Source organism: Bacillus sp. SORGH_AS_0510, from assembly GCF_030818775.1.
In the GTDB taxonomy this organism is placed as follows: Bacteria; Bacillota; Bacilli; order Bacillales; family Cytobacillaceae; genus Neobacillus.
The window spans coordinates 1,604,111-1,616,070 of the sequence record NZ_JAUTAU010000001.1 but is presented as its reverse complement, the minus strand read 5'-3'; the positions used below and the strand labels follow the sequence as shown (position 1 = coordinate 1,616,070).

Annotated in this window: 13 protein-coding genes; 2 read left to right on the top strand and 11 right to left on the bottom strand. The window is 37.8% G+C overall.

What is annotated here, in order from left to right; translation table 11 throughout:
• Positions 1-73: 73 nt before the first annotated feature.
• Positions 74-388, top strand: a complete 315-nt coding sequence (locus QE429_RS08185) for an ABC transporter C-terminal domain-containing protein (RefSeq protein WP_307286146.1) — start codon at positions 74-76, stop codon at positions 386-388.
• Positions 389-521: 133 nt separating this feature from the next.
• On the opposite strand, the gene QE429_RS08180 is transcribed toward QE429_RS08185, so the two are convergent.
• The 9 genes from QE429_RS08180 to sppA all read right to left on the bottom strand — a co-directional run bounded on the left by QE429_RS08180 (position 522) and on the right by sppA (position 7,941).
• Positions 522-1,034, bottom strand: coding sequence for a MogA/MoaB family molybdenum cofactor biosynthesis protein (locus tag QE429_RS08180; RefSeq protein WP_307286144.1), 513 nt, complete (start codon positions 1,032-1,034; stop codon positions 522-524).
• Positions 1,031-1,873, bottom strand: a complete 843-nt coding sequence (locus tag QE429_RS08175) for an EcsC family protein (RefSeq protein WP_307286141.1) — start codon at positions 1,871-1,873, stop codon at positions 1,031-1,033. Before QE429_RS08175 ends, QE429_RS08180 begins: the two co-directional genes overlap by 4 nt.
• 123 nt (positions 1,874-1,996) lie before the next feature.
• Positions 1,997-3,184 carry an acetate kinase gene (locus tag QE429_RS08170; RefSeq protein WP_307286139.1) on the bottom strand — a complete coding sequence of 396 codons (1,188 nt, stop codon included), beginning with the start codon at positions 3,182-3,184 and terminating at the stop codon, positions 1,997-1,999.
• A 241-nt stretch (positions 3,185-3,425) separates the two neighbouring features.
• Positions 3,426-4,409, bottom strand: a complete 984-nt coding sequence (locus tag QE429_RS08165; protein WP_307286137.1) for a class I SAM-dependent methyltransferase — start codon at positions 4,407-4,409, stop codon at positions 3,426-3,428.
• 105 nt (positions 4,410-4,514) lie between these two features.
• Positions 4,515-5,015, bottom strand: a complete 501-nt coding sequence (tpx, locus tag QE429_RS08160) for a thiol peroxidase (RefSeq protein WP_307286135.1) — start codon at positions 5,013-5,015, stop codon at positions 4,515-4,517.
• Between the two features lie 157 nt (positions 5,016-5,172).
• A complete protein-coding gene (gene ytfJ, locus QE429_RS08155; protein ID WP_307286132.1) occupies positions 5,173-5,658 on the bottom strand; it encodes a GerW family sporulation protein in 486 nt (161 codons plus the stop codon).
• A gap of 17 nt (positions 5,659-5,675) precedes the next feature.
• Complete coding sequence (locus QE429_RS08150) at positions 5,676-6,365, bottom strand: DUF2953 domain-containing protein (RefSeq protein ID WP_307286129.1); 690 nt, start codon at positions 6,363-6,365, stop codon at positions 5,676-5,678.
• 87 nt (positions 6,366-6,452) lie between these two features.
• Positions 6,453-6,884: an RDD family protein gene (locus QE429_RS08145; RefSeq protein ID WP_307290747.1), complete on the bottom strand. Its 432-nt coding sequence runs from the start codon at positions 6,882-6,884 to the stop codon at positions 6,453-6,455.
• A 46-nt stretch (positions 6,885-6,930) separates the two neighbouring features.
• Positions 6,931-7,941: a signal peptide peptidase SppA gene (sppA, locus tag QE429_RS08140; RefSeq protein WP_307286124.1), complete on the bottom strand. Its 1,011-nt coding sequence runs from the start codon at positions 7,939-7,941 to the stop codon at positions 6,931-6,933.
• A 154-nt stretch (positions 7,942-8,095) separates the two neighbouring features.
• On the opposite strand from sppA, the gene QE429_RS08135 reads away from it, so the two are divergent.
• The gene (locus QE429_RS08135; RefSeq protein ID WP_307286122.1) at positions 8,096-8,899 is read left to right on the top strand and encodes an NAD kinase; all 804 of its coding nucleotides are present in this window, start codon (positions 8,096-8,098) and stop codon (positions 8,897-8,899) included.
• A 269-nt stretch (positions 8,900-9,168) separates the two neighbouring features.
• On the opposite strand, the gene rarD is transcribed toward QE429_RS08135, so the two are convergent.
• Entirely contained in the window at positions 9,169-10,098 is a 930-nt protein-coding gene (gene rarD, locus QE429_RS08130) for an EamA family transporter RarD (protein ID WP_307286119.1), read from the bottom strand.
• Between the two features lie 146 nt (positions 10,099-10,244).
• The gene (gene mbcS / locus QE429_RS08125; protein WP_307286117.1) at positions 10,245-11,831 is read right to left on the bottom strand and encodes an acyl-CoA synthetase MbcS; all 1,587 of its coding nucleotides are present in this window, start codon (positions 11,829-11,831) and stop codon (positions 10,245-10,247) included.
• Between the last annotated feature and the right edge of the window lie 129 nt (positions 11,832-11,960).

Genomic DNA, 11,960 nt, shown 5'->3' with positions numbered 1-11,960 from the left:
AAGAAGTTTTAATGTGAAGGATGCCGAAATTTATAGTAAAATAGAAATTATTACACAGCTTGGAGGCAGCCTTATGAAGGACTATTTTTCTTTTAATCAGCGCCTAGGTATCTCTCTTCCCGATATAACAGTAGAATGGGAGCAATATAGCAAAGAAGTCCAACAGGACATTCTTTTTCATTGGGAAAACATACGGGGCTCCATTCCAGACAGAATTGCAGAGCTTGAGGATGAAATTAATTATAAACAAGCTCAGCTTTCCGATGAAAATGACTTCACACGTTCATGCGAACTGAACCAAGAGATTGCAGAACTTGCCTCCATTATCAATGATTTATGGCTATGGTATAGAGCAAATCAAACACTTTCCACAAAAGCACATCACTGAGAAAAGCGCAAGCGCCTTGACCAGACCGAGGGGCTAGGCGCTTGCGCTGGACAATTCTCGAATTCGTTTATAACTACCTATAATTTAAAAAGAGGAAGACTCCATTAAGGGTCCTCCTCTTAGTTATTTTGCACTATAAATCTTTTTGAATTTCTCTTACCACATGCCCTAACTCAGGCAAGATTAACTTATTCATTGCCAGCTTTACAGCACCTGTTGAACCTGGGGTCGAAAAGACCGCTTTATCGTTTACTACGCCGGCAATCGCTCTCGAAAGAATGGCTGCAGACCCTATATCCTCTTGATAACTCAACATCCTAAATAATTCTCCAAAGCCAACAATTTCTTTATCAAGCAGGTTCTTTACCGTTTCAATAGTGACATCCCGTTTGGCAATCCCCGTTCCACCATTAATGAGGATTGCATCTATATCTTCACGTCCGCACCCTTCTAAGATTTCATCTTGAATAGACAGTTTTTCATCCTTTACAATCACGTAATCAGTAATGATATGGCCAGACTGTTCCAGCAGCTCAATCATAAACTTACCACTTTTATCTGTATCCTTGTTTCTCGTATCACTAACTGTAATCACCTTACAATTAATTCTCTTTGGTGCTTCCCGTTTATGTTCCTGCGTACTCATAGTTGAAACTCCTCTTTTTCTTTTAAATAACGATACTGATAATATTTATGAGCTAAGTCCGTTACTTTTCTTGTTAACTGATAGTTTATACCTGCACCAATGGCCATACTGACAAGAGGCATGCCCTGAATCATTTTTCTTCGAAATACAGCAATGACAATAGCTTTAAATAATTGCTGTAATGGCTGCTCAAGCCAAGTGATATCAGTAATCTCTTCATTTCCTTCATAGAAATACGGATTTTCAAACTCTTCTAATTCATTTTTTAAGATACCCCAACCTTCTTTTTGAACTCTTGGAGGCAAGGTTCCGGTATGAAACACTTTGAGTGAAGTCATCATTTCGAATGGTGTATTGACTTCGTATCCGTAGGTCATCGCAATTAATTGAACGACTCTTAAATTAATCACTGCCATTGCTGGGATATCCATCCCCAAGAGCAAGGAGCTCCCCGTTCCCGCTAAGCCGCCTTGAGCAAAGGAATAGAGGCGATGCCTCGCAATATGTTGTTCTGCTATGTATTGTAATTGATGAATATCCAAATTTTTTAAGTCTGAAATATTTTCTAAATCCGGGATAAAAACTCTTCCAGAGGAAAGAATTCTTTCTTTTGCATCCATTTGAAGCTGCGAACCTTGAATCATACCATGTAAATGGAACAGCCATGTATCAACGAGGGAAAAAAATTGGTTTTGAACCGTTTCAGGCAATAAGGAGAAAGAACGCTCCAAATATTTTTCATATGTTAATTGGAAGTCATTTGGTTCGTAATTGTATAAATTCTGTTCCCATTCAGTTATTTCATTCCATACTTTTCTTTCTCGTTCTTTAAATGGCATCGTATGAACCTCCTCCAACAAACTTCTCCTAACAGTATAACATAAAGCCAGAGAACGATAAAAAGGCAAAAGCCAATAATTGTTAGCTTTTGCCTCTCTGTAAATTTAGTTGAGATTGAAGAATTATTTCGCTAAGCGAACTACATCGCGGGCGATCATTACTTCTTCGTTTGTTGGAATAATTAAAACCTTTACTGGTGAATGAGGATAGTTGATAAATGCTTCTTCTCCTCTTACTTTATTAAGAGCTGGGTCCCAATAAACACCCATGAATTCAAGACCTTTTAATACATTTTCACGAATCGTATCACTGTTTTCGCCGATACCTGCAGTGAAAATAATGGCATCTACTCCATACATACGCGATGCGTACGAACCGATATACTTATGAATTCTGTTAGCAAATACATCCAAAGCAAGCTGTGCACGTTCATTTCCTTTTTTCGCTTCAACCTCAATATCCCTTAAGTCACTTGAGAAACCAGATACAGCTAGCATACCGCTTTTCTTATTTAAAACATCTAATACTTCATCAGCTGTTTGATTTGTTTTTTCCATGATATATGGAATTAAAGCAGGGTCAATATTTCCTGAACGCGTACCCATTGTTACACCTGCAAGTGGAGTAAAGCCCATTGATGTATCAATTGATTTTCCACCTTCAATGGCTGCAATACTTGCCCCATTCCCTAAGTGACAAGAAATTAAACGAAGCTGTTCAACTGGACGGCCAAGTAATTCTGCAGCACGTTGTGAAACATACTTATGTGATGTTCCGTGGAAGCCATACTTACGAATACCATATTCTTTATAGTAATCATATGGAAGGCTGTAAAGGAAAGAACTTTCCGGCATGGTTTGATGGAAAGCCGTATCAAACACAGCAATGGCCGGAACATTAGGTAGAACACTTTGAAACGCTCTGATCCCTGTTAGGTTTGCTGGATTATGCAATGGTGCAAGCTCTGAAAGTTCTTCAATTTTACTGATTACTTCATCTGTAATTAAAACCGAATCATTAAACGCTTCTCCACCATGTACAACACGGTGACCAATACCTTCAATTTCATCCAAGGATTGAATGATTCCTAATGTCGTTAATTTATCTAACAGCATTTTTACTGCTACTTCATGATCAGGTATATCCGTAATTTCTTGGATTTTCTCACCATTTACCGTAATATTAAAAATTGAATCATTTAGGCCAATTCTTTCAATAAGACCTTTTGTAATGACATCTTCATTTGGCATTTCAAATAATTGAAACTTTAAAGAAGAACTTCCCGCATTGATTGCAATAATTTTTGCCATTTAGCTAACCGCTCCTTTTATATAACAACGTCATTGATCTGCAATTTTGGTTTAGTACACCTTTATTTTGCGCAAACCGACTTTGTTTATTTCTCTCAATTCCTCATTTAATCACTGAATATAGGACATTTCAAGGAATAAATCACATGGCAACGGTTACAGCGTAAATGTAATTATATTCAAATTTTTCTTTCTTTTCAGCAGATAAAAAAAAGGAAAAAACCGGAGTTTTTCACCGATTTTATCCTTTGTTTTCTTGGAACCATTTTTCTATTTGTGAGAGGATCCGGTCCATTTCCTGCTGCTTTGACAGACTCGGAAGGTTAACAAGTAACGCCTGTTTTGGAGGTAGAACTCCATCACCCTTTTTTTGCAAAATGAAAATACTTTTTGCCGCATGTTTATTCTTAAACATCGTTTCTGGCAATTGGAGTAGCCCCTGAATCACTACATGTTCCTTAATAAATTCACGAAGCTGTCCCGCTTGTTCACTTTCAAAAAGGCCGCTTGGTACAAGCAAGAACAAATACCCACCAGGTGCTGTATGCCGTACACTTTGTTCAATAAATAAATGATGGGCAAACGAATGACCAGTATCAGCCTTTAACTGGAAATCAGCAGCGCGGACATCATTCGGATAAAATCCGACAGGTAGATCTGCTATAACAGCATCCACAGGATCAATAAATAAAGGTTCTAAAGCGTCCTGATTAAATAATTGTATCGGATGTTCTTGTAAATTTGCATTTACATAGGCAAGTCTTATAAGAATGTCATCCACGTCAACGCCAACAGAGGTAATCTCTTTGGGTATATGATTTAAAACAGTGGTTAAAAGATTGCCCGTTCCAACTGCAGGATCAAGAAGTTTAAAATTTGATTTTTTGACAAATCGATCAATTAAATATCCAACCAGTAATCCAATAGAATCAGGTGTCATCTGATGATTAGGCTGTACATTCTCCTTCATCCCTTTTAAAATGACAAGCTGATAAGCCTTACGAAGATCTTCCTTTGAATACTTATCAATATTGATTTCTTCGTATTGTTTTTTTAATCTTTTTACTGTTAATTCACTTAACTCTTCCTGGAGAATTGTACCTTGGAATATGTTTTCTCCCGTTTCTGCCAGTGCTTCCAGATAACTGCAAGACAATTCTTCTTGTAATGCAAGCGCCGTTTCATTAAAAACTGTAAAAAGTTGTTCTACTGGAGAAATTTTCATTTATTCCCCTCCATCCCTAAAATTCTTTATTCATTTTATACGAGTATGTATTTTTTAAACAAGTATAAAGGCCTCGCAACGTGCCGAGGCCTTCTTATGACTATTTTACTTTGCATTTCTAGCAGCTTCAAGTGCTGCTTCATAATTTGGATGATTTGTTGCTTCGCTCACGTATTCTACGTATGTTACTGTGTCTGTAGAATCAACAACGAAAACTGCACGAGTTAAAAGTCTTAATTCTTGAATCGCAACACCATATGCTTCACCAAATGATAGATCACGGTGATCAGATAGAGTTTGAACGTTTTCAATTCCTGCTGCAGCACACCAGCGCTTTTGCGCAAATGGAAGGTCCACGCTTACAGTTAGAATCTTAACATTTCCTAAGCCATTAGCTTCTTCATTGAAACGTCGTGTTTCCGCATCACATACACCAGTATCTAGAGAAGGTACTGCACTGATTAAGCGAACTTGCCCCTTAGTATCCTTTAAAGTTACTGCTGATAGATCATTTGCTAACACGGTGAAATTTGGAGCCTTATCTCCTACTTTCACTTCGTTCCCTAGTAATGTTACTGGATTTCCCTTAAAAGTTACATTTGCCATCCTGACATCCTCCTTTGTCGTTTTAAAGCAACTACTCAAAATAAGAGAATCTGCTTTAATATGTACAGTGTAAATATATCTTTTCAACACATGTTTTGCAATGATTGAGTATCAAGAAAAAAGTTAATCCTCTCATTTGAGAAGATTAACTTGGAGATTAAAACTCAAGCTCTTGTTTTGGTTGATGGGACTGTTGGTTCTGTTGTTGATTTTGTTGTTGTTTATTTTCATCTTTTTTTGAGAACATTTGTTGAATTTTGTCCACTGCTTGTGGTGCCAGCTCTAAAATTTTTTCATATAAATGCGTACTTTCATCAAGGTGCAACATCTTAACTCCATGTGAGTTCACAATTAAAAAAGCTATAGGGGTAATAGATACACCGCCCCCACTACCTCCACCAAATGGAAGCTTCGGCTGACCCTGGCCTTGGCCTTGACTCTGCCCCTGACCTTGTGATTGGCTGCTGTCCATTTTAAACTCACTACCCCCTGCAGCGAAACCAAACCCTACCTTAGAAACTGTTAAAATAACACTTCCATCGGGGGTTTCAACCGGATCCCCAATAATGGTATTTACATCAATCATTTCTTTTAAGCTTTCCATTGCGGTTGTCATCAAACCTTGAATTGGATGGTCGGACATGGATCTTTCCTCCTATTTCAAACAGAATTAGTTTTTTCACTTGAGAATTTTGCTTTCTTTTTAAAGTGCGGTTTTCCGCCCTTCCAGAATTTAATCAGCTTTAATCCTGCGAGAATAGCATGCCCTATTCGAAACTGAAAAATACCTGAAAATCTTATTTGGATAACAGCTGCTTGGAAATGAGGCGTAACAGAGAGTTCAGGCATCACTTTCAATGACAGATAATGACTAAGGAGTCCAATGATACTTCCTTTTATTGCCCATATTCCCCCAGTTATCATTCCAGTAAATGCTGCGTCTCCTATTCCAACCATCGAATGCCACTCAAACTTTTTTATAGATACCTTTTTACAAAACGTCCTAATAATCTTATGCAAGCCAAATACATGCTCTAGCAGTTCTTTTGTATTTTCAAAACTTGTCATCACATCGTCTTTTTCAATCTGATTAACTGAAACATTGTTATTCTCCTCATTCTTTTTCCCCTTTCTTTTTCTCTTTACTACGATACTAGGGGAATCATCATCAATCTTTATTAATGGAACATCAATCTTGTATTTAATTAACCCGAACCATAATCTAAATTCTACCTTCAAATCATCATTGTCATTAAAATGATAGTAATTTAAAAAAATTGTTAATTTAGAAAAAATAAGAAGAAGAAATAATAGCAATAGCAACGACACGATTAGTAGGACCCATATCACTCACATTCACCACCTTTCAGCCTTTTATTATTCGCTTAACCCAAAAAAATAAACCTGCCAACTTGATGTTGACAGGTAATTTACTGATTATCGTTCGATATGAATGACCGTCGTATCCGAGAAGATATCATGAAGGCCCTGTTTTTTAGGTAAGAAAGCAACAATCACATAACCAACAATAATGGTTGCAGATATAAAACGACCGATCCATTCACGAAACAAAATGGTTCCCCATGTTAACTCTTGTTTTTTCAAATCTACTACCTTTATTCCAAAAACCATTTTTCCAAGGGTTTGGCCAAAGAACTTGGTCATTAGAACAAAATAAAGATAAAAGACGACGGCGGTTGCAATGGAAATCGGTGCAAATATGTTAAACTCCGATAGTGAAATATCTAGCAGTCTGAATAAGGGTTTAATCACTATTCTTTCAATACTTCCAACGACAATTAAATCAAGTAGATAAGCCCAGAAGCGCATCCAGAAACCCGCATAGCGAACGGGCCAATGAGTAGTCATTACATTTAGATTTTCTTGTTGTTCATGCTCCTCCAATCCCCCACCCCTATTCTGCATACAAGTACATAAGACGTGGTGAATTAGGCTTTGAAAGGACCTTCATTATCCCTGCTAATTCCCCATTGTCTCCCATAATTTTTTTAGCCTGCATAGTAAAAAGTGATCCAAATCCAAGATCATCTGCATAACGGACTACCTTTGCACCTTTAAGCTTTTCATCTTTTTTCATCCGGACAATCACATCATCTAAATAACCGAATTCATCAACAAGATGCAATTCCTTCGCTTGGCGGCCATCATACACCCGGCCATCTGCTATTTTCTTGACTTGTTCGACCGTCATGTTGCGGCCTTTCGAAATAACCTTAACAAAACCATCGTATGAATTATTGATCATGGACTGTAAAATCTGACGTTCTTCTTCAGTCATTTTACGGGTCGGGCTCATAATATCTTTATATTGCCCACTTTTAATTGTTACAAAGTCGACACCGTATTTATCTGCTAGTCCCTCATAGTTAATCCCTTCCATGATGACTCCTAAGCTGCCTGTCAATGTCTCAGGACTTGCAAAAATCTTCTTTGCAGCTGTTGAAATATAATAGCCCCCAGATGCAGCCATTGAGCCCATTGAAATATATACTGGTTTCTTCGTATCTTTTTGGATTTCCTTAAGCTTATCGTGAATTTCAGCACTTTCAACGACTCCACCGCCTGGAGAATTCACCTTGATAATGATCCCTTTAACTGTGTCATCATCTTTTATGTAGTTTAACTTTTTCATAAAGTCCTGATGATTGTACCCTCCGCCAGATAGGAGTGCCCCTGTTTCTCCTGTGTCTTGAATTACCCCGTTCACATCGAGAATGACAATTTTCTTTAATTCACTTCCATCTTCAACAACTTCCTCAGTAAAGGACTGTTCGGTGGTAGCCATAAAATCACCTAAATCGGTTTTTAGTCCCTTGAAAGCAAACGCTGATAAAAAATTAATTACGATTGAAACAAAAAATAGTGCAGCTGCAATTCCAAGTGCTGCCCATCGCTTTCCATTCAATATGCTTCCCCCTTTTTTTATGTATGAAATGATGTAACTGCTTTCATATTGTCTCTAAAAAATGCTAAACTAATTTCAAGCTACCATTATTTTAGCAAACTTTTACTGTGTATTTAAAAACAATTTCACCAGCATCTGACAGGAGGCACAATATATGGAATCGAGACGCAACATCTATTTTTACCATAAGCGCGATGAGGACATGCTTGCTAAAGCTGCTCCATTATTTGAAATAGCAGATCGTTATGGTTTTACTATGGTTAATGATTATAGAAAAGCGAATATCATTGCCAGCGTTGGAGATGACGGGACCTTTTTGCAAGCAGTGAGAAAAACAGGGTTCCGGGATGATTGCCTTTATGTGGGGATTTCAACTAAAAATAGTTTAAGTATGTATTGTGATTTTCGAATTAGTGATACATCCAAGATGATCGAGGCTATTACAACGAATGAGCATATTGAGGTTCGTCGCTATCCAACTATTGAAGTCACCGTAGACGGACAAGGTACGTTCCACTGTTTGAACGAATTTAGTATCCGCTCTTCCATTATTAAGACATTAGTTTTGGACGTCTTTGTAGACCAGCTTCATTTCGAGACCTTCCGCGGGGATGGTTTAATTGTTGCAACACCAACAGGAAGTACAGCTTATAATAAATCTGTCAATGGTTCAGTTGTTGACCCGCTTCTATCCTGTATGCAGGTAAGCGAAGTGGCCTCTGTGAATACCAATCGTTATCGAACACTTGGTGCTTCCTTTATTCTAGGCAGCGAACGCACCCTTACACTTAAAGTCATTTCTGAGGGCAATGACCACCCAACAATGGGCATGGATAACGAAGCTCTAAGCATCCGCCATGTCGACAAAATTCAAGTAAAAATCAGCGATAAAAAGCTGAAAACACTAAAACTAAAAGACAACTCCTTCTGGGAAAAAGTAAAAAGAACGTATTTATAAAGAAAAGCGTAAGCGCCTTGGTCAGCCCCGACAGGCAAAAGTTCTTCGGCAAGAAAAGTCCGCCTTTTGACTTTTATTGCCGAAGGTTATTTGACCCGAGCTGTAACAATCATCGCTTTATCAAGCCATGATTGTTACAAGATACTCAAGGTAGAATATTCAGGACGAAAACTGGCTAGGCGCTGGAGCTGGACAATTCTCGAAGTCGAATCTTATACTTCTTATTATGCAATATAAGAGGCAGACTCCATGCAGAGTCTGCCTTTTGATTAGATGCTTGTTCTTTTACTTCGCCATCTTAATTCCATTGCTGAGAAAAGCTTTGTTTTAGATAAAGAATAAATCGTTAATGCTGACCAGATAAACATAAAGGATAAAAGCTGAACCTTAGAAAAATGTTCATTATATACAAAAACTCCTAAAAGCAATGTGAGTGTAGGTGCAATATATTGTAAAAACCCTAATAGAGATAGTGGGATTTTTTGAGCCCCTTTTGCAAAATATAGCAATGGCACTGCTGTAGCTGCCCCCGCACCTATTAAAAGCAAATCCGTTCCCATGCTTGAAGTTAAAAACGAATTCGTCCCTTTACTAAACAATAAAATCATATATATAGCCGCAATGGGTGCGACCACCATGGTTTCTAATGTCAGCCCTACTGCTGACTCCACATGAATCAGCTTTTTCGCTAATCCATATAAACCAAAGGATAGTGCTAATGTAATCGCGATCCAAGGAAATTTACCATGTGCAACGGTTAATACTAAAACCCCCACAGTTGCCAGGACAAAGGAGATATATTGATAGATCGTTAACTTCTCCTTTAAGACTAGCATGCCTAATAAAATACTGACAAGGGGATTAATATAATATCCTAAGCTCGCTTCAATCATATGTCCACTATTAACTGCCCAAATATAAATAAACCAATTTATACTGATTAAGAGAGAAGCAATAGTCAATGCATACAGTTGCTTTTTGTTTTGGGCGAACCCTCTAAACGTTTGTACAAACAATCCCCATTTCTTTGTAAAAACCAAAACAACAATCATAAAAATAAACGACCAAAATACTCGGTTCGCCAGAATTTCCTGTGCATTAACCTCGCCTAGGAATTTCCAATAAATCGGCAATAATCCCCATAGTAAATAAGAAAAACCGGCATGGATGGCTCCCTGCTGAAGTTCTGTTCTTTTCATATATTCTCGAGCCCCTATTCTTTCTAGTATCGAAATAATCCTAATTATAACCTGAAATACTGAAAATAGGGGATATTTTTGCTTCTAATTTATTCCTCTGTAAAAAGGAAAAAAGCAGACAGGAATACCCCGTCTGCTTGTGTGTATTATACTTGCTTAGCTGATGCAAATTCTTTTTGACGAAGCTCAATTCTCCGGATTTTCCCTGATGTCGTTTTTGGAAGTTCGGATAAATACTCAATTTTTCTTGGATATTTGTATGGCGCTGTAAGAGTTTTTACATGCTCCTGAAGCGTCTTGGTTAATTCTGGGTCGGCCGGATCTACCTCTTCTTGTAAAACAACAAACGCTTTAACAATAAAGCCTCGAATTTCATCTGGACTTGCCACTACCGCACATTCTTTTACAAATGGATGTTTAACAAGTGCGTCTTCTACCTCAAAAGGTCCGATCGTATAACCAGAGCTGATAATAATGTCATCTCCGCGTCCTTCAAACCAGAAATAGCCGTCTTCATCCATTTTCGCTTTATCTCCAGTTACATAATAATCCCCACGGAATTGCATAGCAGTTCTTTCTGGATCTTTATAATAATTTTTAAATAAGGCAGGTGTTTCCACATGAACGGCGATATCTCCAACCTCTCCGACAGCACATACCTGTCCTTCTTCGTTAATAATTTCTACTCTGTTTCCTGGAGTAGGTTTTCCCATTGAACCAGGTTTTAATGCCATCCCTTTTGTTACACCGACAAGTAAGGTATTTTCCGTTTGACCGTAACCATCTCTGACCTCAACGTTAAAATACTTTCTAAATGTATCAATAACTTCACGATTTAGAGGTTCCCCTGCTGATACTGCACTATGGAGAGCTGGCAACTGGTATTCACTTAAATTATCAACCTTTGCCATTAAGCGATATTCGGTTGGTGTACAGCATAATACATTAACCGTATATTTCTGTAAGAGACTTAAATATTTTTTAGGCTCAAATTTGCCGTTATACACTAACCCCGTTGCCCCTGAACCAAGGACCGATAAAAATGGACTCCAAATCCATTTTTGCCAGCCAGGACCTGCAGTAGCCCAAGCCGTGTCTCCCTCTTCAATCCCCAGCCATTTTGAAGCAGCGGTTTTCAGATGAGCAAATGCCCAGCCATGTGTATGAACAACACCTTTTGGATTGCCGGTTGTTCCAGAAGTATAGGACAAAAATGCCATATCGTCTCTTGAGGTATCAGCTAATGGTAAATCATCCTTTGCCTGTCCCATTTCAGCATCTAAATGAATCCAGCCCTCTTCCTCTCCCCCAATTGTAAACTTTACTAGTGGTTGTGTTTCAGTAATGTTATTAAATTGGTCCACATATGGAAAATAGCTAACAACTGCTTTCACATCACCGTGTGAAATCCGGTACTGTAAGTCTTTTTCCCTTAACATTTCTGAACTAGGGATTACAACCATTCCAGCTTTCAAGGCAGCTAAATAGACTACGTAAGCTTCAATAAGACGCGGAACTATAACAAGAACCACATCTCCCTGTTTTAAACCCTTATCGATAAAAACATTTCCTGCCTTATTAACTTGCTTTAATAAATTTTCGTATGTAACTTCCTTGGTCTCCCCAGATTCATTTTCCCATTTTAATGCCATTCTGTTTGGATCTTTTGCAAAACGTTCTACTTCAGAAACAAGATTATACCTTTCTGGTGCAATTAAATCTTCTCTTTTCATCGTTCTCCCCCTTTACAAATATCCCACAAACCTTATTATACAAAATTATTTAAAAATTTTAAATTATTATTCATCTAAAAGTATTTTTTATCCATAAAAAAGAGAGCGGGATAAAACCCACTCTCTGTA